Source organism: Variovorax paradoxus EPS (assembly GCF_000184745.1).
In the GTDB taxonomy this organism is placed as follows: domain Bacteria; phylum Pseudomonadota; class Gammaproteobacteria; order Burkholderiales; family Burkholderiaceae_C; genus Variovorax; species Variovorax paradoxus_C.
The window spans coordinates 3,406,109-3,428,438 of sequence record NC_014931.1 but is presented as its reverse complement, the minus strand read 5'-3'; the positions used below and the strand labels follow the sequence as shown (position 1 = coordinate 3,428,438).

21 protein-coding genes and 2 pseudogenes are annotated in these 22,330 nt (G+C 65.6%); 19 read left to right on the top strand and 4 right to left on the bottom strand.

Annotated elements, in window-relative coordinates:
* The first annotated feature begins 28 nt into the window (after nucleotides 1-28).
* From VARPA_RS15900 to VARPA_RS15820, 17 genes are all read left to right on the top strand, one after another.
* Nucleotides 29-982: a branched-chain amino acid ABC transporter permease gene (locus VARPA_RS15900; protein WP_013541604.1), complete on the top strand. Its 954-nt coding sequence runs from the start codon at nucleotides 29-31 to the stop codon at nucleotides 980-982.
* 4 nt (nucleotides 983-986) lie between these two features.
* On the top strand, nucleotides 987-2,294 hold the full coding sequence (locus VARPA_RS15895) for a branched-chain amino acid ABC transporter permease (RefSeq protein ID WP_013541603.1): 1,308 nt from the start codon (nucleotides 987-989) through the stop codon (nucleotides 2,292-2,294).
* Entirely contained in the window at nucleotides 2,295-3,068 is a 774-nt protein-coding gene (locus VARPA_RS15890) for an ABC transporter ATP-binding protein (protein WP_013541602.1), read from the top strand.
* A 1-nt stretch (nucleotide 3,069) separates the two neighbouring features.
* Nucleotides 3,070-3,765: an ABC transporter ATP-binding protein gene (locus tag VARPA_RS15885; RefSeq protein WP_013541601.1), complete on the top strand. Its 696-nt coding sequence runs from the start codon at nucleotides 3,070-3,072 to the stop codon at nucleotides 3,763-3,765.
* A 244-nt stretch (nucleotides 3,766-4,009) separates the two neighbouring features.
* Nucleotides 4,010-6,115, top strand: a complete 2,106-nt coding sequence (locus VARPA_RS15880; RefSeq protein ID WP_013541600.1) for a 3-hydroxyacyl-CoA dehydrogenase NAD-binding domain-containing protein — start codon at nucleotides 4,010-4,012, stop codon at nucleotides 6,113-6,115.
* 20 nt (nucleotides 6,116-6,135) lie between these two features.
* Nucleotides 6,136-7,611, top strand: coding sequence for a M20 family peptidase (locus VARPA_RS15875; RefSeq protein WP_013541599.1), 1,476 nt, complete (start codon nucleotides 6,136-6,138; stop codon nucleotides 7,609-7,611).
* Nucleotides 7,612-7,654: 43 nt separating this feature from the next.
* Nucleotides 7,655-8,830 (top strand): acetyl-CoA C-acyltransferase, encoded by a 1,176-nt coding sequence (locus tag VARPA_RS15870; protein ID WP_013541598.1) that lies wholly within the window; start codon nucleotides 7,655-7,657, stop codon nucleotides 8,828-8,830.
* A gap of 2 nt (nucleotides 8,831-8,832) precedes the next feature.
* Nucleotides 8,833-9,291: a PaaI family thioesterase gene (locus VARPA_RS15865; protein ID WP_013541597.1), complete on the top strand. Its 459-nt coding sequence runs from the start codon at nucleotides 8,833-8,835 to the stop codon at nucleotides 9,289-9,291.
* 16 nt (nucleotides 9,292-9,307) lie between these two features.
* Nucleotides 9,308-11,164, top strand: coding sequence for an acyl-CoA dehydrogenase (locus VARPA_RS15860; protein ID WP_013541596.1), 1,857 nt, complete (start codon nucleotides 9,308-9,310; stop codon nucleotides 11,162-11,164).
* Between the two features lie 2 nt (nucleotides 11,165-11,166).
* Entirely contained in the window at nucleotides 11,167-11,409 is a 243-nt protein-coding gene (locus VARPA_RS15855) for a hypothetical protein (RefSeq protein ID WP_013541595.1), read from the top strand.
* A 17-nt stretch (nucleotides 11,410-11,426) separates the two neighbouring features.
* Nucleotides 11,427-11,729 (top strand): Dabb family protein, encoded by a 303-nt coding sequence (locus VARPA_RS15850; RefSeq protein WP_013541594.1) that lies wholly within the window; start codon nucleotides 11,427-11,429, stop codon nucleotides 11,727-11,729.
* Between the two features lie 35 nt (nucleotides 11,730-11,764).
* Complete coding sequence (locus VARPA_RS15845; RefSeq protein ID WP_013541593.1) at nucleotides 11,765-12,562, top strand: SDR family oxidoreductase; 798 nt, start codon at nucleotides 11,765-11,767, stop codon at nucleotides 12,560-12,562.
* 111 nt (nucleotides 12,563-12,673) lie between these two features.
* Complete coding sequence (locus tag VARPA_RS15840) at nucleotides 12,674-13,147, top strand: PaaI family thioesterase (protein ID WP_013541592.1); 474 nt, start codon at nucleotides 12,674-12,676, stop codon at nucleotides 13,145-13,147.
* A 33-nt stretch (nucleotides 13,148-13,180) separates the two neighbouring features.
* Nucleotides 13,181-14,197 carry an NADP-dependent oxidoreductase gene (locus tag VARPA_RS15835; protein WP_013541591.1) on the top strand — a complete coding sequence of 339 codons (1,017 nt, stop codon included), beginning with the start codon at nucleotides 13,181-13,183 and terminating at the stop codon, nucleotides 14,195-14,197.
* Between the two features lie 32 nt (nucleotides 14,198-14,229).
* Nucleotides 14,230-15,870, top strand: a complete 1,641-nt coding sequence (locus tag VARPA_RS15830; RefSeq protein WP_013541590.1) for an isovaleryl-CoA dehydrogenase — start codon at nucleotides 14,230-14,232, stop codon at nucleotides 15,868-15,870.
* 126 nt (nucleotides 15,871-15,996) lie between these two features.
* Nucleotides 15,997-16,935: a glutathione S-transferase family protein gene (locus tag VARPA_RS15825; RefSeq protein ID WP_013541589.1), complete on the top strand. Its 939-nt coding sequence runs from the start codon at nucleotides 15,997-15,999 to the stop codon at nucleotides 16,933-16,935.
* A 383-nt stretch (nucleotides 16,936-17,318) separates the two neighbouring features.
* Entirely contained in the window at nucleotides 17,319-18,224 is a 906-nt protein-coding gene (locus tag VARPA_RS15820; RefSeq protein ID WP_013541588.1) for an SDR family oxidoreductase, read from the top strand.
* Nucleotides 18,225-18,242: 18 nt separating this feature from the next.
* Here the strand turns inward: VARPA_RS15820 and VARPA_RS15815 are convergent, their stop codons facing one another.
* Together VARPA_RS15815 and VARPA_RS15810 are read right to left on the bottom strand one after the other, a co-directional pair.
* Nucleotides 18,243-18,683 (bottom strand): hypothetical protein, encoded by a 441-nt coding sequence (locus VARPA_RS15815; RefSeq protein WP_013541587.1) that lies wholly within the window; start codon nucleotides 18,681-18,683, stop codon nucleotides 18,243-18,245.
* A 163-nt stretch (nucleotides 18,684-18,846) separates the two neighbouring features.
* Nucleotides 18,847-19,698 carry an NAD(P)H-binding protein gene (locus VARPA_RS15810; RefSeq protein ID WP_013541585.1) on the bottom strand — a complete coding sequence of 284 codons (852 nt, stop codon included), beginning with the start codon at nucleotides 19,696-19,698 and terminating at the stop codon, nucleotides 18,847-18,849.
* Between the two features lie 87 nt (nucleotides 19,699-19,785).
* On the opposite strand from VARPA_RS15810, the gene VARPA_RS15805 reads away from it, so the two are divergent.
* A complete protein-coding gene (locus VARPA_RS15805; RefSeq protein WP_013541584.1) occupies nucleotides 19,786-20,448 on the top strand; it encodes a TetR/AcrR family transcriptional regulator in 663 nt (220 codons plus the stop codon).
* Here the strand turns inward: VARPA_RS15805 and VARPA_RS15800 are convergent, their stop codons facing one another.
* Complete coding sequence (locus tag VARPA_RS15800) at nucleotides 20,449-21,375, bottom strand: LysR substrate-binding domain-containing protein (protein WP_049794426.1); 927 nt, start codon at nucleotides 21,373-21,375, stop codon at nucleotides 20,449-20,451.
* A gap of 118 nt (nucleotides 21,376-21,493) precedes the next feature.
* On the opposite strand from VARPA_RS15800, the pseudogene VARPA_RS15795 reads away from it, so the two are divergent.
* Nucleotides 21,494-22,159: pseudogene (locus tag VARPA_RS15795) on the top strand (FMN-dependent NADH-azoreductase); the annotation flags it as partial.
* Here the strand turns inward: VARPA_RS15795 and VARPA_RS31375 are convergent.
* Nucleotides 22,155-22,295: pseudogene (locus tag VARPA_RS31375) on the bottom strand (EscR/YscR/HrcR family type III secretion system export apparatus protein); the annotation flags it as partial. The pseudogenes VARPA_RS15795 and VARPA_RS31375 sit on opposite strands and share 5 nt — an antisense overlap.
* Nucleotides 22,296-22,330: the final 35 nt, after the last annotated feature.

Sequence of the window (22,330 nt, the reverse complement as noted above, 5' to 3'; positions counted from 1 at the left end):
CTTTCTTTTTCACGCATCCGAAAGACCGATGAACGTCGAATTCTTCGTCATCTCGCTGCTCAACGGCGTCAGCTACGGCTTGCTGTTGTTCATGCTGAGCTCTGGCCTTACGCTGATCTTCAGCATGATGGGCGTGCTCAACTTCGCGCACGCCAGCTTCTACATGCTCGGCGCCTACATCGCCTACACGCTGTCGAACATCATCGGCTTCTGGCCGGCGCTGTTCATCGCGCCGCTGCTGGTGGGCATGCTGGGCGCAGCGTTCGAGCGCTACAGCCTGCGGCGAGTCCACAAGTTCGGCCACGTGCCCGAGCTCTTGGTGACCTTCGGCCTGTCGTACCTCATCCTCGAACTGGTGCAGCTGGCCTGGGGCCGCTCCACCGTGCCTTACGGCCTGCCTACGCAACTGCAAGGGCCGCTGTTCTCGCTCTACGGCACGCAGTTCCCGAAGTCGCGCTCCTTCATCATGCTGGTGGCGGTGCTGATGCTCATCTCGGTGTGGCTGCTGCTCACGCGCACGCGCATCGGCCTGGTGATCCAGGCGGCGCTCAAGCACCCCGACATGGTCGAGGCGCTGGGCCACAACGTGCCGCGCGTGTTCATGCTGGTGTTCGGCGGCGGTGCCGCGCTCGCGGGCCTCGCGGGCGTGGTCGGCGGCAACACCTACGTCACCGAGCCCGCGATGGCGGCCTCGGTCGGCTCGATCATCTTCGTGGTGGTGGTGGTCGGCGGCATGGGCTCGCTGGCCGGTGCGTTCCTCGCGTCGCTGCTGATCGGCATCATCCAGACCTTCGCGGTCGCCATGGACCAGTCGCTGGCCACGGGCCTGCGCGCCATCGGCGTGGCGGTGACCGACCAGACCTTCGGCTACGAGCTCCTCAAGCTCACGATCTCGCAGGTCGCGCCGATCCTGCCGTACCTGTTCCTGGTGCTGATCCTCATCTTCCGGCCCAAGGGTCTTCTGGGCAAACGGGAGGACTGACACCATGACCACAGCAACTTCTACGCAGTATTACCGCTTCAAGCCCTGGAACATCGGGCGCTACCTGATCTGGACGCTCTTCGCCGTCGTGCTGATCGTCTCGCCGCTGCTCTTCAAGAGCAGCCTGGCGCTCACGATGCTCTCGCAGATGGGCTACCTCATCATCATCTGCCTGAGCTACAACATCCTCTTGGGGCAGGGCGGCATGCTGAGCTTCGGCCATGCGGTGTACGTGGGCCTCGGCTCGTTCCTCGCGATCCATGCGATGAACATGGGCGCGAAGGGCGGCATGCAGATTCCGCTGGTGCTCATTCCGCTGGTGGGCGGCCTGGCCGGCATGTTCTTCGCAATCTTGCTGGGCTTCGTGACCACCAAGAAGTCGGGCACCACCTTCGCGATGATCACCATGGGCATCGGCGAACTGGTGGCCTCGATGGCGCTGATGTTCCCGAGCTTCTTCGGCGGCGAGGGCGGCATCACCACCGACCGCGTGTACGGCCCGACTTTCTTCGGCTTCAACTTCGGTTCGCAGATCCAGGTGTACTACCTGATCGCCGCGTACTGCTTCGTTTGCACCGCGCTCATGTATGCCTTCACCGGCACGCCGCTCGGCCGCATGCTGAACGCGGTGCGCGACAACCCGGAGCGCGTCGAATTCATCGGCTACAACACGCAGCGCGTGCGCTACTTCGCGTTCATCATCGCGGGCTTCTTCGCCGGCATCGGCGGCGGCCTGGCCTCGATCAACTTCGAGATCGTGAACGCGGCCGACAGCCTGAACGCCATCCGCTCGGGCGGCTACCTGCTCTTCACCTTCCTGGGTGGCGCAGTGTTCTTCTTCGGGCCGATCATCGGCGCGGTGCTGCTGGTGTTCGCATCGATCCTGCTGTCCGAACTCTCCAAAGCCTGGCAGCTGTACTTCGGCCTGGTGTTCGTGTTCATGGTGATGTTCGCCCCGGGCGGTATCGCGAGCCTGATCATGATGAACCTGCGCGTCGCGAAGTTCGGCAAGTTCGATCGCTTCTGGCTGCTGTACCTCGCCATCGCGGTGGCGCTGGTTCCGGTGGTCATCGGCGCGGCGGCACTCATCGAGATGATCTATCACATCCAGCTCAACGCGGCGATGGGCCCGACGCTGAACTTCTTCGGTGTTGCGCTCGACACGGCAGGCGTGGGCAGTTGGCTCGGCGCGGCGGTGATCCTGACGATCGGCCTGGCTGCGCTGGAAGTGGCACGACGCCGCTTCGTGCGCGTCTGGGGTCGCGCACAGGAAGAAATAGAAGCAGAAATCAAACGTCGGGAGGCGGCGTAAATGAGCGCGTACGCATTGGAATTGAAGGCGCTGCGGAAGAACTTCGGCAAGACCGAAATCATCCGCGGCGTGGACCTGGCGGTGAACGCCGGCGAACGCGTGGCCATCATCGGCCCGAACGGGGCGGGCAAGTCGACGCTGTTCAACCTGATCAGCGGTCGCCTCACGCCCACCAGCGGCGAGGTGCTGCTGAACGGCGAGCGCATCGACGGCAAGAAGCCCTACGAGATCAACCGGCTGGGCCTCTCGCGCAGCTTCCAGATCACCAACATCTTCCCGAAGCTGAGCGTGTTCGAGAACCTGCGCTGCGGCGTGCTGTGGAGCCTGGGCTACAAGTACACCTTCCTGCGCTTTCTCTCGAACCTCGATGACGCCAATGCGCGCACCGAGGAGCTCATCAAGCAGATCGGCCTGGAGCGCAAGCGCGACGTGCATGCGGTGAACCTCACCTATGCCGAGCAGCGCGCGCTGGAAATCGGCGTGACGATCGCGGGCGGTGCGGGCGTCATCCTGCTGGACGAACCCACGGCCGGCATGAGCAAAACGGAGACCTCGCACTTCATCTCGCTCATCAAGCACGTGACAGTCGGCAAGACGCTTTTGACGGTGGAGCACGACATGGGCGTGGTCTTCGGACTCGCCGACAAGATCGCGGTGGTGGTGTATGGCGAAGTCATCGCCTTCGATACGCCCGCTGCAGTTCGCGCCAATGCGCGGGTTCAAGAAGCGTATCTGGGGTCCTCTGTGGCCGATGCACAGGGAGCGGGACACTGACATGCTGAAGCTTCACGACATCCACGCCTACTACGGCAAGAGCCATGTGCTGCATGGCGTTTCGTTCGACGTCGGCCCTGGCGAGATCGTCGCGCTGCTGGGCCGCAACGGCTCGGGCCGCTCGACCACCGCCAAGGCCATCATGGGCCTGGTGCATGCCGAAGGCACGCTGCGCTGGAAGGACCAGGACATCCTGCGCAAGAAGGCCTATGAGGTCGCCCACCTGGGCATCGGCTACGTGCCCGAGAACCGCGACATCTTTCCCAAGCTCACGGTGCACCAGAACCTGCTCCTGGGGCAGAAGGGCACGGGCAAGGGCAGCCGCTGGCAGTTCGACGACATGTACACCATGTTCCCGCGCCTGAAGGAACGCCAGCACACAGAAGCCGGCGTGCTCTCGGGTGGCGAGCAGCAGATGCTCACGCTGTGCCGCACGCTGATGGGCGACCCCGATCTCATCATCATCGACGAGCCCACCGAAGGCCTTGCGCCCAAGATCGTCGAGCTGGTGGGGCAGTACCTGCGCACACTCAAGGACAAGGGCATCTCGGTGCTTTTGATCGAGCAGAAGCTCACCATCGCGATGCAGATCTCCGACCGCGCGCTCGTGATGGGCCACGGCAGCATCGTGTTCGACGGCACGCCGGACAGCCTGCGCGCCGACGCCACCACTCGCAAAGAGTGGCTGGAGGTTTGAGCAAACCCCGCTCGCCCTGAGCTTGTCGAAGGGCCGCCAGGGCGCGCGCAGGCTTCGACAAGCTCAGCCCGAACGGATTGCGGGCTCTGGCCCGAACGGATTGCGGGCTCTGGCGCGAACGGTTGGGGGCCTTGTCTCGACAGCGACTGCATGCCATTGTTGCGTCGCGACAAAAGCCTAGAATCTTCCGAAAAAGAACACTCGTGCTTTTTCTTCTTTTTCTTCACACACCAAGGAACGCAGCATGACGGCTGAATACAAAGTGCTCGGCGATGTCGCCGTGATCACACTGACCAACCCTCCGGTCAACGGTCTCGGTTTCTCGACCCGCATCGGCATCACCGATGGCCTGGCCAAGGCCAATGCCGACGACGCCGTCAAGGCCATCGTCATCACCGGCGCCGGCAAGGCGTTCTCCGGCGGTGCGGACATCAAGGAATTCGGCACGCCCAAGGCGCTGCAAGAGCCCAACCTCCTGAGCGTGATCCTCACGCTCGAAGCCTCCCCCAAGCCCATCGTCGCAGCCATCCACTCCGTGTGCATGGGCGGCGGCCTCGAACTGGCGCTCGGCTGCCATTACCGCGTGGCCGCGCCGGGCACCAGCATCGCATTGCCCGAAGTCAAGCTCGGCCTCATTCCGGGCGCCGGCGGCACGCAGCGCCTGCCGCGCGTGATCGGCGTGGAAACCGCCCTCAACATGATCGTGAGCGGCGAGCCTGTGAAGAGCGAACTGCTCGCGAGCCTGCCGGGCCAGAAGCTGTTCGACAAGCTGGCAGCATCGGCCGAGTCGGTGTTCGACGAAGCCGTGGCCTTCGCCAAGAGCGTGGCCGGCAAGACAGGTGAAGCGCTGCCGCTGGTGCGCAACCTGCCGTGCAAGCATCCGCAAGGCGATGCCTACTTCCAGTTCACCAAGAACATGGTGGGCGGCATGTCGAAGAACTATCCGGCGCCGCTCATGTGCATCGATGCCGTGCAGGCCGCGACGAAGATGAAGTTCGACCAAGGCATGGCCGAGGAGCGCCGCATCTTCACCGCGCTGATGTTCACGCCCGAATCGCTGGCGCTGCGCCACCTGTTCATGGCCGAGCGGGCCGCGAGCAAGATTCCCGATGTGCCCGAAGACACGCCCAAGCGCGAGATCAACTCGGTCGGCGTGATCGGCGCCGGCACCATGGGCGGCGGCATCTCGATGAACTTCCTGAATGCGGGCATCCCCGTGAAGATTCTCGAGATGAAGCAGGAGGCGCTCGATCGCGGCGTCGCCACCATCAAGAAGAACTACGAAGCCCAGGTCAAGAAGGGCAAGCTCAAGGAGGACAAGTACGCGCAGCGCATGGCGCTCCTGAGCACCACGCTGAGCTACGACGACCTGAAGGATGCCGACCTCATCATCGAGGCGGTGTTCGAGGAAATCGGCGTCAAGGAAAAGGTCTTCAAGGAACTCGACCGCGTGGCCAAGAAGGGCGCGATCCTGGCCTCCAACACCTCGACGCTCGACGTCGACAAGATCGCCTCGTTCACCGAGCGTCCGCAGGACGTGGTCGGCATGCACTTCTTCAGCCCGGCCAACGTGATGAAGCTGCTCGAAGTGGTGCGCGGCAAGGCCACCGCCAAGGACGTGCTCGCCACGGTCATGGCCATCGGCAAGAAGATCAAGAAGACCTCTGTGGTCTCGGGCGTGTGCGACGGCTTCATCGGCAACCGCATGATCGAGCAGTACTCGCGTCAGGCCGGCTTCCTGCTCGATGAAGGTGCGACGCCGCAGCAGGTGGACAAGGCCATCGAGAAGTTCGGTTTCGCCATGGGTCCGTTCCGCATGGGCGACCTGGCCGGCAACGACATCGGCTGGGCCATTCGCAAGCGCCGCGCCACCGAGCGCGCCGACATGAAGTACAGCCGCACGGCCGACAAGCTCTGCGAACTGGGCCGCTTCGGCCAGAAGACCGGAGCAGGGTGGTACGACTACCAGGCCGGCAAGCGCGATGCGATTCCCTCGGACCTGGTCAACAAGATGATCGAGGACCACCGCAAGGAACTGGGCATCACGCCGCGCAAGATTTCCGATGAAGAGATCGTGCAGCGACTGGTGTATGCGCTGGTCAACGAAGGCGCGCACATCCTGGAAGACGGCATCGCCTCGAAGTCCGGCGACATCGACATGGTGTACCTCACCGGCTACGGCTTCCCGATCTGGCGCGGCGGCCCGATGCACTACGCGTCGCAAGTGGGTCTCTACAACGTGGCCGAGTCGATGAAGCGCTTCGCGAAGAACCCGCGCGACGACGCCGAGTTCTGGCAGCCCGCACCGCTGATCCAGAAGCTGGTGGCCGAAGGCAAGTCCTTCAGCTGATCCGAAAGTCCTGACCGCCTATGTTGAAACGCATCTTCCTCGGGCTGCTGCTGGCAATCGTGTTGCTGGTGGCCGCCGTGGCGGTCAAGACCTGGACCACGCCATCGCAGCAACTGGCGGTGGCGCCTGCACCCAAGCTGGACATCGACGTGCAGGCGGCCGCCAAGCGGCTGTCGACGGCGATCACGTTCCGCACGGTGTCGGGCCTTGATGACCCGGCCGCCAACGCGGCCGAGTTCGACAAGCTGCACGCTTATCTTGAACAGCAGTACCCGAAGGTCCACGCCACCCTCAAGAAGGAAGTGGTGGGCAACAAGGCGCTGCTCTACACATGGGCCGGCACCGATCCGTCGGCCAAGCCGATCGCTCTCATGGCGCATCAGGACATGGTGCCCATCGCCCCCGGCACAGAGAAGGCCTGGACGGTCGACCCCTTCGCGGGCGAGATCAAGGACGGCTTCGTCTGGGGCCGCGGCACGCTCGACAACAAGAGCAATCTTTTCGCGCAGATGGAAGCCATCGAGCTGCTCATCGGCGCCGGCTTCAAGCCGAAACAGACCGTCTACCTCGTGATGGGCGACGACGAAGAGGTGAGCGGCCTGCGCGGTGCGCTGCCCATCGCCGAACTGCTCAAGTCGCGCAACGTGCGCCTCGACTGGGTGCTCGACGAAGGCCTCCTGGTGCTCGACGGCGTGCTGCCCGGCCTCTCGAAGCCCGCGGCACTGATCGGCCTGGCCGAGAAGGGCTACGGCACCTTCTTCCTCTCGCTCGACACGGCCCCCGGCCATTCGTCGATGCCGCCGCAGCACAGCGCCATCGGCAGCATGAGCGCGGCGCTCGCGCGGCTCGAAGCCAATCCGATGCCCGGCGGCATCAAGGGCGTGGCCGGCCAGATGTTCGGCGCGCTTGCGCCCGAGATGAGCGGCGTCAACCGCGTGATGCTCTCCAACCTGTGGCTCACCGAGCCGCTGGTGCGTGGCCAGCTCGAGAAGAGCCCGAGCAGCAACGCCATGCTGCGCACGACCACCGCACTCACCATCGTGCGCGCCGGCAACAAGGACAACGTGCTGCCCGGCCGCGCCGAGGCGGCGGTCAACTTCCGCATCCTCCCGGGCGACACCATCGACAGCGTCGAGGCGCATCTGCGCAAGGCGCTCGCCAACGACGACATCAAGATCAAGCGCTATCCCGGCAACTCCGAGCCGTCGCCCGTGTCGCCGACCGACAGCACCGGCTACCGCGCGATCCAGCAGGCCGTGCGCCAGACCTTTCCCGATGCCGTCGTGGCCCCGGGCCTCATGACGGCCGCGACCGACTCGCGCCATTTCAGCCTCGTGAGCGACGCCGTCTTCCGCTTCTCGCCGTTCCGTGTGAAGGGCGAAGACCTCGCGCGCTTTCACGGCAACAACGAACGCCTGGCCCTCTCGAACTACGGCGAGATGATCGGCTTCTATCACCAGCTCCTGAGCAACACGAACGCTGCTCCGGCGCAATGACGACCACACCCTCTTTTCCCTTCCATCTTCAAAGGACCTCACCATGACCAGCGCCGTCATCGTTTCCACCGCCCGCACGCCGCTCGCGAAGAGCTGGAAGGGTGCCTTCAACATGACGCACGGTGCCACGCTCGGCGGCCACGCCGTTCAGCACGCCATCTCGCGCGCCGGCATCGAAGCCGCCGAAGTCGATGACGTCATCATGGGTTGCGCCACGCCCGAAGGCGCCACCGGCTCCAACATCGCGCGCCAGATCGCACTGCGCGCCGGCTGCCCCGTCACCACCTCGGGCATGACGATCAACCGCTTCTGCTCCTCGGGCCTGCAGACCATTGCCACCGCCGCGCAACGCATCATCGCGGGCGAAGGCGACGTGTACGTGGCCGGCGGCGTCGAGAGCATCTCGTGCGTGCAGAACGAAGCCAACAAGCACATGCTGGCCGACCCCTGGCTCGTGAAGCACAAGCCCGAGATCTACTGGAACATGCTGCAGACGGCCGAGCAGGTCGCCAAGCGCTACAACATCGGCCGCGACGCGATGGACGAATACGGCGCAGCCAGCCAGCAGAAGGCCACCGCCGCGCTGGAAGCCGGCCGCTTCAAGGACGAGATCGCCCCGATCACCGTTCTGGCCGGCGTGGCCGACCCGGTGATGGGCCTGCGCACGAAGGAAGTGACGATCGAGAACGACGAAGGCATCCGCCCCGGCACCACCAAGGAAGGCATCAGCGGCATCCGCTCGGCCATGCCCGGCGGCCTGATCTCGGCCGGCAATGCCAGCCAGTTCTCCGACGGCGGCGGCGCCTGCGTGGTGGTCGACGAGAAGTACGCGCAGCAAAAGGGCCTGAAGCCCCTCGGCCGTTTCCTCGGTTTTGCCGTGGCCGGCTGCGAGCCCGACGAGATGGGCATCGGCCCCGTCTTCGCGATCCCGAAGGTGCTCAAGCGCCTGGGCCTCACGGTCAACGACATCGACCTGTGGGAGCTGAACGAAGCCTTCGCGGTGCAGGTGATCTACTGCCGCGACAAGCTGGGCATTCCGGCTGACCGCCTGAACGTGGACGGCGGCGCCATCGCCGTCGGCCACCCCTACGGCGTGAGCGGCCAGCGCCTGACGGGCCACGCGCTCATCGAAGGCAAGCGTCGCGGCGCGAAGAAGGTGCTGGTCACGATGTGCATCGGCGGCGGCATGGGCGCCGCGGGCGTGTTCGAGGTCTTGTAATCATGTCGGGCGGCGACACACAGGTCTCGCCCGAAGCCTTCCTGGCCATGCTCGAAATGGGGCGGGGCGTTCTCGCCTCGCAGCCCTTCAGCGTGCTGATCGGTGCGGAAATGCATGCGCTGTCGCCGGGAAAAGTCGACCTCCAGCTGCCGCTGACCGCGCAGCTCAAGCAGCAGAACGGTTTCGCCCACGGCGGCATCGTGAGCTACATGGCCGACAACGCGCTGACCTTCGCCGGCGGCACCGCATTGCGCGTGCCGGTGGTGACCTCCGAATTCAAGATCAACTACGTGCGGCCAGCCGTCGGCGATCGTCTGATCGCGCGTGCCAAGGCCGTGCACACCGGCAGCTCGCAAGCCGTCTGCACCTGCGAGATCTTCGCGGTGACCGGCGGTGTGGAAAAGCTCTGCGCGCTCGCGCAGGGCACGATCGCGAAGCTGCCCGAATCCTCGAAGAAGTAGCCAGAAGAGACACCCCATGAGCCTGCGTCCCACCCTCGACTTCCTGCTCTACGACTGGCTCGATGCCGAGTCGCTCAACAAGAGCGAACGCTTCGCCGACCATTCGCGCGAAACCTTCGATGCGGTGCTCGACACCTGCGAGCGCATCGCGCGCGAGAAGTACGCGCCGTTCAACCGCACGGTCGACACGCAGGAGCCGCATTTCGACGGCGAGAAAGTCATCCTGCCGAAGGCCACGCACGACGCGCACAAGGCTTTCGTCGAATCGGGAATGATGAGCGCCGCGCAGGACTACGACATCGGCGGCATGCAGCTGCCCTACACGCTGTCGGCCGCGGCCAACAGCTTCTTCGCGATGGCCTCGGTGAGCATCGGCTCCAACATGCTCACCAGCGGCAACGCCAACCTGCTGATGGTGCATGGCACCGAGACGCAGAAAGAGGTGTTCGCGAAGAACGAGTTCTCGGGCCGCTGGGCGGGCACCATGTGCCTGTCGGAGCCGCAGGCCGGCTCGTCGCTGAGCGACGTGGCCACGCGCGCCGTGCCCGATGGCGCGGACTACCAGGACGATCCGCTCGGCCCACGCTATCGGCTCACCGGCAACAAGATGTGGATCTCGTCCGGCGACCACGAACTGACCGAGAACATCGTGCACATCGTGCTCGCCAAGATCCCCGACGAGAACGGCAAGCTGGTGCCGGGCACGCGTGGCATTTCGCTCTTCATCGTGCCCAAGCGCATGGTCAACACCAAGGGCGAGCTGACCGGCGAGCGCAACGACGTGGCGCTGGCGGGCCTGAACCACAAGCTGGGCTGGCGCGGCACGACCAACACGCTGTTGAACTTCGGCGAGGGCAAGTACCCGGTCGATGGCAAGGCGGGCGCCGTGGGCTACCTCGTCGGCGCGCCCGGCAAGGGCCTGCACTGCATGTTCCACATGATGAACGAGGCCCGGATCGGTGTGGGCACGGCTGCGACCATGCTCGGCATGGCGGGCTACTACGCCTCGCTCGAATACGCGAAGAGCCGGCCGCAGGGCCGCCTCGTGAAGAAGCCAGAAGCGGGCGCCGGCAGCCAGGTCGTGAAGGACTCCGCCAGCCCGCAGGTGCGCATCATCGAACACGCCGACGTGCGCCGCATGCTGCTCGCGCAGAAGGCGTATTGCGAAGGCGCGCTGGCGCTAGAGCTGTATTGCGCCCGGCTGGTCGACACGCAGAAGACCGGCGCCGCACAGGCGGCTGACGACGCGCGCCTGCTGCTCGAAGTTCTCACGCCCATCGCCAAGAGCTGGCCGAGCGAGTGGTGCCTGGAAGCCAATTCGCTGGCGATCCAGGTGCACGGCGGCTACGGCTACACACGCGACTTTCCGGTGGAGCAGTACTGGCGCGACAACCGCCTGAACATGATCCACGAGGGCACGCACGGCATCCAGGCGGCCGACCTGCTGGGCCGCAAGGTGCTGATGGAAAAGGGCCGCGGCCTGCAACTCCTGGCCGGCCGCATCACCGAGACCATCGGCCGCACGGCCAAGGTGCCGGCGCTCGCGGCGCATGCCAAGGCGCTGGGCGACGCGCTGCAGCGCATCGGGAGCGCCACCGAGGCCGCCTGGTCCACCGGCGACCCGGCCGACGCGTTGGCCAACGCCGTGCCGTACATGCAGGCCTTCGGCCACACGGTGCTCGCCTGGCTCTGGCTGGACGTGGCGCGGCGGGCGCTCGAGATCGACGCGGACAAGGCGAGGGCGGTAACAGCTGGCAAGATCGGCGCCACGGACTATTTCTTCCACTACGAGCTGCCGAAAATCGGTGCCTGGCTCAACGTGGTCGAGAGCCGTGATCCGACCTGTACCGCTTTGCCCGAGGACGCTTTCTGACAATGGCCAACGCCGCCCCCAACACTCCCACCCCCGTCAAACCCCCGAAGCCGCATGCGCGGCTCGAGAAGTGGATCTGGATCCTGATCTACGGCGGCCTGTTCCTGCTGATTCTCGGCATTGCTACGGGCCGCACCGATGCCACGCTCGGATGGTCGATGGCCGTGCCCGGCGGCGTGATCGCGCTGGTGGGCGTCGTGCTCATCTATGTGCGTTCGCGCCTGGACGACGGCAAGAAGAAGTAGGCAGGAGAGCCCGCACCATGCTCAAGCACATCGTGATGTGGAAGTTCAAGGAACACGCCGAAGGTGCCGACAAGGCGACCAACCTGCTGAAGGCCAAGGCGCTGCTCGATGCCTGCGCCAAGCTCTCGCCAGGCACGCACCGCTTCGAGGTGGCCATTGCCCAGCCCGGGCTCGAAGCCACCTATGACCTGGTGCTGTATTCGGAATTCACCGATGCAGCCGCGCTCGCCGCGTATGCAGATCATCCGCAGCATGTGGCGCTCAAGCCTTTCATCGGCGCAGTCCGTGAAGCCCGCCAGTGCATGGATTACGAAATCTGATCGACCTACCTCTCACAGAACACCGGAGACAACCCATGACCGCTCGCACCACTCAACAGCTCTTCGACCTCAAGGGCAAGACCGCCCTCATCACCGGCGGCTCGCGCGGCCTGGGCCTGCAGATGGCCCATGCACTCGGCGAAGCGGGCGCCAAGATCATGCTGAGCTCGCGCAAGGCCGACGACCTGGAGCAGGCCGCCGCCGAGCTGCAGGCCGCCGGCATCGACGCACGCTGGATCGCCGCCGACTGCTCCAAGGAAGAAGACACCCGGCGCCTCGCCGACGAGACGCTGCAGCGCATGGGCGCGGTCGACATCCTCATCAACAACGCCGGCGCGAGCTGGGGTTCGCCCGCCGAGAGCCACCCCGTCGAAGCGTGGGACAAGGTGATGAACCTCAACGTGCGCGGCTACTTCATCCTGTCGCAGCAGATCGCCAACGGCTACATGATCCCGAAGAAGACGGGCCGCATCATCAACATCGCCTCCATCGCCGGCCTGAACGGCAACCCGCCCGAGATGCAGACGCTGGCCTACAACACCTCCAAGACCGCGGTGATCGGCTTCACCCGTACGCTGGCGGCCGAGTGGGGCAAGTACGGCATCACGGTGAATGCGATCTGCCCGGGCTTCTTCATGACGAAGATGGCGGCGGGCCTCATCAAGTCGCTGGGCGAAGAGAAGATGGCCGCGCAGGCGCCGCTGGGCCGCCTGGGCGACGACGAAGACCTGAAGGGCCTGACGCTGCTGTACGCGAGCGATGCCGGCAAGCACATCACCGGCCAGTGGCTGGCGGTGGACGGCGGCGTGAGCGTGGTCCTCGGCGCAGCGTAAGGCTCTCCCCCAGGCTGCGCGCACTTCGTGTCGCGCGCGCCAAGCCCCTCACCGGGGGCAACACCAGCGGCCCGGCGAAGCCGGTTCCGCGGTGTCTCACGAAAAGATTCAATGACCACAGACGCTTCTTCTCCTTCCTCCGACATCAACATCCGCTCGTACACGAGCCAGATTCCGTTCGCACGCCACTTGGGTTTCGAACTCACGAAGTTCGAGGGCGGCGAGTCCGAGATCATCTACACCGCCAAGCCCGAGCACCTGAACACCTTCGACGTGACGCACGGCGGCGCCTGCATGACGCTGCTGGACATCACCATGGCCGCAGCCGCGCGCAGCGTGGCGCCCGAGACCGGCGTGGTCACCATCGAGATGAAGACCAGCTTCATGCAGCCCTCGGTCGGCCCGCTGCATGCGCGCGGCACGCTCATTCATCGCACCGCGACGCTGGCGTTTACCGAAGCCAAGATCTACGACGAGCAGGAGCGCGTGTGCGCCCATGCCACAGGCACCTTCAAGTACGTGAAGCGGCGCCTGCCGACGGGCCCCGCCAGCGCGAACGCGATGCGGCCGCCTTCCACCGACTGACCGACGAACGAACGAATTCCCCAGGAGAACCCCATGCCCACGAACAAGCAGATCCACCTCGACAACCGCCCCGAAGGCGAAGCCACCGCGAGCAACTTCAAGCTGGTGACCGTCCAGACGCCCGCGCTCGCCGACAACCAGGTGCTGGTGCGCCACCACTACATGAGCCTCGACCCGTACATGCGCGGGCGCATGAACGACTCGAAGAGCTACACCGCCAACCAGCCCGTGGGCCAGGTCTTCCAGGGTGGCACCGTTGGCGAAGTGGTCGAGAGCAAGCACCCGAAGTACGCGGTCGGCGACAAGGTGGTCGGCTTCGGCGGCTGGCAGGAGTACAGCGTGGTCGATGCCTCGCAGCCCGGCGCGCTGAAGAAGGTCGACACCACGCACGTGCCGCTGTCGCACTACCTGGGTGCGGTCGGCATGCCGGGCGTGACCGCGTGGTATGGCCTCGTGAAGATCATTGCGCCCAAGGCCGGCGAAACCGTGGTCATCACGGCGGCCAGCGGCGCGGTGGGCAGCGCCTTCGGTGCGCTGGCCAAGGCGCGCGGCCTGCGCGTGGTCGGCATCGCGGGCGGCCCGGACAAGTGCAAGTACGTGACCGACGAACTCGGCTTCGACGCCTGCATCGACTACCGCCAGCACCCCGACGTGAAGTCGATGAGCGCGGCGTTGAAGGAAGCCTGTCCCGACGGCATCGACGGCTACTTCGAGAACGTCGGCGGCTACATCTTCGATGCGGTGCTGCTGCGCTGCAACGCCTTTGCACGCGTGGCGCTGTGCGGGATGATCGCGGGCTACGACGGCGCGCCGCTGCCGCTGGCGAACCCGGCGCTGATCCTCATCAACCGGCTGAAGATCGAGGGCTTCATCGTCAGCGAGCACATGGAAGTGTGGCCTGAGGCGCTGACCGAGCTCGGCACGCTGGTGGGCACCGGCAAGCTGAGGCCGCGCGAGTCGGTCGCGCAGGGCATCGAATCCGCCCCCGAGGCCTTCCTGGGTTTGCTGAAGGGCAAGAATTTCGGCAAGCAACTCGTCAAGCTGATCTGAAATGAACTGAGCGCACGGCAAAGGAGCCGACCATGGAAACGACGCACGAGGTGTTCAACCAGCCCGCACCGCTGGCGGACTACAACCTCTTCGAAACCAACCGGCCTTTGCGCGATGCGTTGAAATTCAATGCGCCGCAGCTGCAGGTGGCGCCGTTGCAGGAATTGGGTGTAACCATCGGCTCGGCCGAGATGCAGACGCATGCGCGGCTGGCCAACATCCACACGCCCGAGTTGCACACGCACGACCGCTTCGGGCGGCGCATCGACGAGGTGGAGTTCCATCCGAGCTACCACGTGCTGATGTCCGCTGCCGTGGGCGCCGGTTTGCATGGCACGCCGTGGGCCGGCACCTCTGCTTCGCCACATGTGCTGCGTGCGGCGGGCTTCATGCTCTTCACCGAGCTGGAGCCGTCGATGCTCTGCCCGATCTCGATGAGCTATGCGGTCACACCCGCGCTGCGCAGCAATGCGGCCGTGTACGCCGATTGGGGCCCCAAGCTCACCAGCCTTTGGTACGACCCTGCGCTCAAGTCCTTCAAGGACAAGCCCGGTGTGACCATGGGCATGGGCATGACCGAGAAGCAGGGCGGCTCCGACGTGCGGGCCAACACCACGCAAGCCGTGCGTGACGGCAGCGATGCGTGGGGCGAGCGCTATGCGATCACCGGCCACAAGTGGTTCTTCTCGGCGCCGATGTGCGATGCCTTCCTGGTGCTCGCGCAGGCGCCGGCCGGGTTGAGCTGCTTCTTCCTGCCGCGTGTATTGCCCGATGGCACGCGCAACGCCATCCACATCCAGCGCCTGAAGGACAAGCTCGGCAACAAGGCCAATGCGAGTTCCGAGGTCGAGTTTCACGGCGCCAGCGCCTGGCTCGTGGGCGAGGAGGGGCGCGGCATTCCGCAGATCCTCGAAATGGGCACGATGACCCGGCTCGACTGCGCGCTCGGCACGAGCGGTCTTATGCGTCAGGCGTTGAGCATCGCCATCAACCATGCATCGCAGCGCAACGCCTTCGGCAAGCCGCTGATCGAGCAGCCGCTCATGAAGAATGTGCTGGCTGACCTCGCGCTCGAAAGCGAAGCCTCGACCGCGCTGGCCATTCGCCTGGCCCGCGCCTTCGATTACCCGGACGACGAGCACGAGCGCCTGATGGCGCGCCTGCTCACGCCGGTCGCCAAGTTCTGGATCTGCAAGCGCGGCAGCCACTTCGCGCAGGAAGCGATGGAGTGCCTCGGCGGCAACGGCTATGTGGAAGAGGGCGGCGAAGGCATCATGGCGCGCGTCTACCGCGAGATGCCGCTCAACTCGATCTGGGAAGGCGCGGGCAACATCATGGCGCTCGACCTGCTGCGGGGCCTGCGCAAGGGCGATGCAGTGGCGGCGCTGACCAAGGAGCTTGCTCCTGCACGTGGCCAGCATGCCGCGCTCGACCGGCTGGCCGACGCGCTGCCGGCCCGCATCGAGGCGATGGCCTCCGAGGTGGAGGCGCGTCGTCTGGCACAGGACGTGGCGCTGGCCGTGCAGGCTTCGTTGCTCGCACAGACCGCACCGCCCGCGGTGGTCGGCGCGTTCTGCGCCTCGCGGCTGGGCGGCGACTGGGGCAATGCCTTCGGCACGCTGGGCGCGGGCACCGATTTCGATTCGATCGTTCAGCGGGCAAGTCCGCTATAGATATTCACGCCACCCCGCGAACCCGTTCGCACTGAGCTTGTCGACGTGCCGCGCGCGGCTTCGACAAGCTCAGCCCGAACGGTTGAGGGTGGATTCAGCCTCACGACTACAAGGAAACCGAAACCCATGGCCGACCTGATCCTCCACCACTACACCACCTCCCCATTCTCGGAAAAGGTGCGGCTGATCCTCGGCGCCAAGCAACTGCCGTGGAAGTCGGTCTTCATCCCGCCGATCATGCCCAAGCCCGATGTGGAGCTGCTCACAGGCGGCTACCGCAAGACGCCGTTCCTGCAGATCGGCGCCGACATGTACTGCGACAGCGCGCTCATCGCCGACGTGCTGGAGCACCTGCAGCCCGAGCCCACGCTGTACCCCGAACCCGAGAAGGGCCTCTCGCGCATCCTCGCGCAGTGGGCCGACACAACCCTGTTCTGGGCCGCGATGGCCTGGAACCTGCAGCCCAGAGGCGCGGCCGAAGTGTTCGCCAAGGCGCCGCCCGAAGCCGCCAAGGCCTTCGGCGAAGACCGCGGCAAGATGAGCGCCGGCAACATGACGCGCCTGCGCCCGGCCGATGCCACCAGCGCCTACAAGTCGTACCTGCGCCGCCTGTCGGACATGCTGGACGATCGCCATTACCTGCTCGGCGAAGTGCCGAGCATCACCGACTTCGCGGCCTACCACCCGCTCTGGTACACGCGCCGGATCGAGTCGGTGCGCACCATCCTCGACCTCACGCCCGCAGTGGTCGACTGGATGGACCGCATGGCCGCCATCGGCCATGGCGCGCCCGAGAAGTTCAGCGCCGACGAAGCCATCGCCGTGGCCAAGGCCGCGACGCCCCACACGATGCTGACCGACAGCACCTTCCAGGACGACCACGGCATTGCGCTCGGCAGCGCGGTGACCATTCGCGCCGAGAGCTTCGGCCTGGAGGAAACGTCGGGCACGCTGGTGGCCGCCACGCGCACGCACTACACGCTGGAGCGCAGCGACGAGCGCATCGGCACGGTGCATGTGCACTTTCCGCGCATCGGCTATGTGCTGAAAAAAACAGAGGCCTGATACGAGTTTGCGGTTGATCAACAAGAACCGTTCGGACTGAGCTTGTCGAAGTCTCGCGCGGCGCTTCGACAAGCTCAGCGTGAACGGATTGATATTTTTGAACGCGTTTCCGTATGAGAGGCACGCGGCCGGGGCACCTTCGTGACTGCGCGATGGCGCGTTCCGTACTTCAATAGCGGCTCCAACCTATGAGAGGCTGAGAAGCAATCCGACGTGACCGCTCATCCCCCGCAAATGGCCCCATTCTGCGTTGCAAATGCTCGCCATAGCCCGAGCTATGGCTGTGCTTTGCGCCTTGATTGGGGCCATTTGCGGGGGCTGCTCGGTCACGCCGAATTGCCTCTCAGCCTCTGAGACATTCAACGCAAGAAGGACACCGGCAAATGATTCAGGACTTCAAGGGCAAGACCGCCGTTCTCACCGGCGCGGGTTCGGGCTTCGGCCTCGAATGCGCGCGCATCGGCGCCGCGCGCGGCATGAACCTCGTGCTGGTCGACGTGCAGCAGGACGCGCTGGACAAGGCCGCGGCCGAGATGGAAGCCGCCGGCGTGCAGGTGCTGGCCCGCAAGGTCGATGTGTCCGATGCCGCGCAGATGGAAGCACTGGCCGCTGCCGTGAAGGAGCGCTTCGGCGCGCCGCACTTCGTGTTCAACAACGCCGGCGTGGGCGCGGGCGGGCTCGTGTGGGAGAACACGGTTGCCGACTGGGAATGGGTGCTGGGCGTGGACCTCTGGGGCGTGATCCACGGCGTGCGCCTCTTCACGCCGATGATGCTCGAAGCCGCCGCGAAAGACCCGGGCTACCGCGGCCACATCACCAACACCGCCAGCATGGCGGGCCTTCTCACTCCGCCCAACATGGGCATCTACAACGCCGCCAAGGCCGCGGTCGTGAGCCTCACCGAAACGCTGTATCAGGATCTGACGCTGGTCACCGACCAGATCGGTGCGAGCCTCCTGTGCCCGTACTTCGTGCCGACCGGCATCACGAGCAGCGAGCGCAATCGTCCGAATGCGCCGAAGGACAGCGAACTCACCAAGAGCCAGCTCATCGGCCAGGCCATGAGCAACAAGGCGGTGAGCAGCGGCAAGATCACCGCAGCCGAAGTCGCGGCGAAGGTGTTCGATGCGATCAGCGACAACCAGTTCTACGTGTTCAGCCACCCCAAGGCATTGGGCAATGTGCGCGCCCGGATGGAGAACATCGTGTCGGTCGTGAACCCTGCCGATCCGTTCCTCGAGAGGCCCGAGATCGGCCAGAAGCTGCGCGAGCAGCTTCGCGCAGCTTGAGGTTGCGCCGGTGCGTGGTCAGTTGTAGCTGACCGTCACCATGGCGGCCGCCACGCGGCCCGTAGGCGGCTGTCGCAGCGCCGCAATGGACAGCTTGCCCCCATCGAGGCCGAGTGCCTGCGCCTGCGTTGGATCGAACGAATGCTGTCGGCCCTGGGCGTCGGTGTACACGGTGCGCAGGGGCAGGGCGCCGAGCCCGTCGATTCGCACGGTGCCGCTGGGCCGGTCCACGTGTTGCTGCACGAAGGAGAGTTCGGCGACGGGGCCCAGGCCGCTCTTGCGGTGGGCCACCGTTGGTGCCGGTGCCGGCGCGTGCGCCGCGAGGCGCATCTCGTAAGGGGCGGCAACGATCTCGCCCGCGAAATGAATGGTGCCGTCCGCCGCACGCGCATCGATCGATGCCATGCAGGTGGTCAGCAATGCCAGTGCCGCGAGTACGCGCGAGTCATGGTGCTTCATCTCGATCCTCTCCTGAATCGGTCTTCTACTTACTCCCTGTTTCTTTTGGATGAAACCATGTTCCGTGCGGAGGCACAAGCTGCAAAGCCCGTAGGGTGGCCGGCGACCATCGCGCTGGAGAAGGCGCTGACGAGGATCAGCACCGTGGCGGTCTTGCCCATCATCACTTCGCTCCCCACACACCGGTCGGGGCCGTGCGCGCCACGTAGTCGGCGAAGGTGCGCGGCGGGCGGCCCAGCGCCTGCTCCACGCCGTGGGCGATGGGTGTGTTGCGGCCGTCGAGCACGGTGGTGAACAGGTAGATGACGAGCCACGAAAGGTCTGGCGGCAGGCCGGCTTCGGCCAACAACTTTGCGTAGTCGTCCATCGAAATGATGTTGCAGTCGATCTGCCGATTCGTCGCGGCCGAGATCTGCGCGATGGCTTCCGCGAAGGTGAAGGCCTGCGATCCGGTCAGCTCATAGAGCTTGCGGCTGTGGCGGGTGTCGACCAGCGCTTCGGCGGCAATGTCGGCAATGTCGTCGGCGTCGATGAAAGGCTCCGGCGCGAGCCCTTGGGGCAGGGTGATCGCACCGGCGACGATCTCGTCCAGAAAGTAGTTTTCGCTGAAGTTCTGGAAGAACCAGCTCGCGCGCACGATGGTCCAGTCGAGCGTGGTGGCCTGCAGGGCCTTCTCGGCGTCTTGCGCCTCGGGTTCGCCGCGGCCCGACAGGAGCACGACCCTTTCGACGCCGGCCTCGGCGGCGGCGTCGTAGAAGGCCGTCACCGTCTCGACGGCGCCCGGCACGCACAGGTCGGGCTGGTAGGCGACGTAGACGGCGCGCACGCCGTCAAGCGCAGCGGTCCAGGTGGTCCGGTCTTCCCAATCGAAGCGGGGCTGCGCGGAGCGCGAACCGACGCGCACGGCGTGACCCGCGGCGCGAAGACGGTCCAGAACACGTCCGCCGGTCTTGCCGTTCGCACCGAGAACCAGGATGGGATGCGCGTCATCCCGGGGGCTGCTGCTGATTGCCATTTTCGGACTCCTTGAGATAATGTGAGAAATGCTCACGTAAAAAATGATAGTTGCTCACATTTTGAATGTCAACCCTCGGGGCGTGCCATGAAACGCAGCGCACCTTTGCAATCGCAGGTGGCCGTCGTGGAAGCGCCTTCGGCAAGAAAGAGCCCGATCCAGGAGCGCAGCAAGGCGCGCGTGGAGCGCATCCTCGAAGCGGCAGCCGAACTCATCGCGCGCAGCGGCAGCGACCTGTTGAAGATGAGCGAGGTCGCCGCATCCGCCGGCATCTCGATCGGCTCGCTCTACCAGTACTTCCCCGAGAAGGCCGCGCTGATCCGCATGCTGGCCGAGCGCATCAATGCAGCGAGCCGCGAGTGCATCCGCGACGGCCTCGAGGACGTGACGGACCTCGCGAGCCTGCAGTCGTCCTTCGCGGCATTGGTGGACGTGTACTACGCCATCGTCAACGAGCGCCCCGTCATGCGCGACATCTGGAGCGGCATGCAGGTCGACAGGCAACTGCTGACCCTGCAACTCGCCGAGAGCCGCGTCTGCGGGCAGATGCTGGCCGACGCGATGTTCAAGGTGCACAAGGTGCGGGCCCGTGCCGACATCAGGCGCGTCGAGCAAACCGCGCTCCTGATCTGGGAGATGGGCGAGGCGACCATCCGCCTGGCCATCGCGGTCGATGCGGCCGAAGGTGCGGCGCTGGTGGAGGGCTACAAGCGCATGGCGCTTCGCGAGATCACTGATCCGTTGGCGTGATCAATCGGTACTGGCCTGCGATTCGATCCACTGCCACACGGCGCGTATCGCAGGCTCGTTCTCCCGCCCGTTAGCTGTCGCGAGAAAGTAGCTCCCGGTATCGAGCGCCGGCCCGAAGGGCTGCACCAGAGCGCCGCTGCGCAACTCCTCGGCCGTGAGCGTGAGGCTCAGCAGCGCGACCCCGTGGCCCGCCAGTGCAGCAAGCATCGCGTGCGTCTCGTCGGAGAACGACAGGCCCGCAGCCTTCGCGGAACGGCCACGCGGCTGCGCGATATCCGCTTCGCGAAACCAGCGCGACCACAACGCCGGCGCCGTCGCGTTCGGCTGCCAGTCGCAATGGATCAGCTGGTGTTTGGGCAGATCGCTCTTGCGGCGCAGGCCCAGCATCGGACTGCACAAGGGCGCATAGCGCTCGGGCATCAGCTCGCTCGATACCAGCCCCGGCCAGTTGCCGTTGCCCGAGCGCACCGCGATGTCCGCGTCGCCGCGCGCGAGGTCGACCAGCGTGTCGCCCGCATGCAGCCGTAGCTCGATGCCGGGGCAGGCCTTGCGGAAGGCCGCCATGCGCGGCAGCACCCAGCGCGCCGCGAAGGCCGTGTTCGTGGTGAGCGTGACCGACTGCGAAGCCGCAGGCCGGCGCAGCCTGTCGATGCCCGCTTCGAGCGCATCGAAGCCCATGCGCAGATCGTCGAAGAGCCGCTGGCCCGCGGGCGTCAGCGCGAGCTGCCGCGTGAGCCGGCGAAACAGCGGTTGGCCCAGCGTGTCTTCGAGCGCGCGCACCTGGTGGCTGATGGCCGAAGGCGTGACCGACAGCTCGACCGCCGCGCGCTGGAAGCTCAGGTGCGCGGCTGCGGCTTCGAAGGCCCGCAAGGAGAGCAGGGGAGGCAGGCGGCGCGGTGGCCGAACAGGTGAGCCAATCTCTTGCATGACGGTAGAAATGATCGTTTGTGAATGGCCGTGCGTATCCATAGATTCAAGGCCTGTGCAGTCATTCTGACAGCGCAACACAGCGTAGATCAATTCATCCATTCACCGAAAGAGCGACATGACCCTCAACCTGCTCCACATCGACGCCAGCGCCCGCCCGGGTATCTCGGGCACCGACGCCCACGGCTCGCACACGCGGCGCCTCTCGGCACGCTTCGTCGAGCGCTGGCGCGCGGCCCGGCCCGACGATCGCATCGACCATCTCGATGTCGGCCAGCACCCGCCCGCATTCGTCGACAGCCGCTGGATCCACGCCGCCTTCACCGCGCCGGCCGACCGCGAACCCTGGATGGCCGACGTGCTCGCAGAAAGCGACCGCCTTGTCGACCAGCTCGTCGCCGCCGATCTCATCGTGGTCGGCCTGCCCATGTACAACTTCAGCGTGCCCGCGCAGTTCAAGGCGTACATCGACAACATCGTGCGCGTGGGCCGCACCTTCGGCTTCGACCGCGCGCGAGGCGCGGTGCCCTACTGGCCGATGCTCGCCGACGCCGGCAAGCGCATGGTGCTGCTCGGCGCGCGCGGCGACCATGGCTACGACCCGGGCGGGCGCATCGCGCACCTGAACCACACGGAGTCCTCTGTGCGTTCGGTGTTCGGCTACATCGGCATTACCGATGTGCATGAGGCGGCGGTGGAGTGCGACGAATTCGGCGGCGAGCAACTCGCGCAATCGATGCGCAAAGCCGAGGCCGCGGTCGACCGACTCGTGGACGAACTCAGCGGTACGAAAGCACCAGCCCGTGCACCAGTCGCGTCCACCCATCCAGCATCACGAACAGCAACAGCTTGAACGGCAGCGAGATGGTGTTGGGCGAGATCATCGACATGCCGAGCGCGAGCAGCACCGTCGCGACGATCGGGGCGGGGTCGTGCAGCTCGGCAAGACCCTCTC

What these genes read in the sequence shown, in the direction of transcription:
- VARPA_RS15900 (WP_013541604.1), top strand. Translation starts at nt 29, where the DNA reads ATGAACGTCGAATTCTTCGTCATCTCGCTGCTCAACGGCGTCAGCTAC.
- VARPA_RS15895 (WP_013541603.1), top strand. Translation starts at nt 987, where the DNA reads ATGACCACAGCAACTTCTACGCAGTATTACCGCTTCAAGCCCTGGAAC.
- VARPA_RS15890 (WP_013541602.1), top strand. Translation starts at nt 2,295, where the DNA reads ATGAGCGCGTACGCATTGGAATTGAAGGCGCTGCGGAAGAACTTCGGC.
- VARPA_RS15885 (WP_013541601.1), top strand. Translation starts at nt 3,070, where the DNA reads ATGCTGAAGCTTCACGACATCCACGCCTACTACGGCAAGAGCCATGTG.
- VARPA_RS15880 (WP_013541600.1), top strand. Translation starts at nt 4,010, where the DNA reads ATGACGGCTGAATACAAAGTGCTCGGCGATGTCGCCGTGATCACACTG.
- VARPA_RS15875 (WP_013541599.1), top strand. Translation starts at nt 6,136, where the DNA reads ATGTTGAAACGCATCTTCCTCGGGCTGCTGCTGGCAATCGTGTTGCTG.
- VARPA_RS15870 (WP_013541598.1), top strand. Translation starts at nt 7,655, where the DNA reads ATGACCAGCGCCGTCATCGTTTCCACCGCCCGCACGCCGCTCGCGAAG.
- VARPA_RS15865 (WP_013541597.1), top strand. Translation starts at nt 8,833, where the DNA reads ATGTCGGGCGGCGACACACAGGTCTCGCCCGAAGCCTTCCTGGCCATG.
- VARPA_RS15860 (WP_013541596.1), top strand. Translation starts at nt 9,308, where the DNA reads ATGAGCCTGCGTCCCACCCTCGACTTCCTGCTCTACGACTGGCTCGAT.
- VARPA_RS15855 (WP_013541595.1), top strand. Translation starts at nt 11,167, where the DNA reads ATGGCCAACGCCGCCCCCAACACTCCCACCCCCGTCAAACCCCCGAAG.
- VARPA_RS15850 (WP_013541594.1), top strand. Translation starts at nt 11,427, where the DNA reads ATGCTCAAGCACATCGTGATGTGGAAGTTCAAGGAACACGCCGAAGGT.
- VARPA_RS15845 (WP_013541593.1), top strand. Translation starts at nt 11,765, where the DNA reads ATGACCGCTCGCACCACTCAACAGCTCTTCGACCTCAAGGGCAAGACC.
- VARPA_RS15840 (WP_013541592.1), top strand. Translation starts at nt 12,674, where the DNA reads ATGACCACAGACGCTTCTTCTCCTTCCTCCGACATCAACATCCGCTCG.
- VARPA_RS15835 (WP_013541591.1), top strand. Translation starts at nt 13,181, where the DNA reads ATGCCCACGAACAAGCAGATCCACCTCGACAACCGCCCCGAAGGCGAA.
- VARPA_RS15830 (WP_013541590.1), top strand. Translation starts at nt 14,230, where the DNA reads ATGGAAACGACGCACGAGGTGTTCAACCAGCCCGCACCGCTGGCGGAC.
- VARPA_RS15825 (WP_013541589.1), top strand. Translation starts at nt 15,997, where the DNA reads ATGGCCGACCTGATCCTCCACCACTACACCACCTCCCCATTCTCGGAA.
- VARPA_RS15820 (WP_013541588.1), top strand. Translation starts at nt 17,319, where the DNA reads ATGATTCAGGACTTCAAGGGCAAGACCGCCGTTCTCACCGGCGCGGGT.
- VARPA_RS15815 (WP_013541587.1), bottom strand. Translation starts at nt 18,683, where the DNA reads ATGAAGCACCATGACTCGCGCGTACTCGCGGCACTGGCATTGCTGACC.
- VARPA_RS15810 (WP_013541585.1), bottom strand. Translation starts at nt 19,698, where the DNA reads ATGGCAATCAGCAGCAGCCCCCGGGATGACGCGCATCCCATCCTGGTT.
- VARPA_RS15805 (WP_013541584.1), top strand. Translation starts at nt 19,786, where the DNA reads ATGAAACGCAGCGCACCTTTGCAATCGCAGGTGGCCGTCGTGGAAGCG.
- VARPA_RS15800 (WP_049794426.1), bottom strand. Translation starts at nt 21,375, where the DNA reads ATGCAAGAGATTGGCTCACCTGTTCGGCCACCGCGCCGCCTGCCTCCC.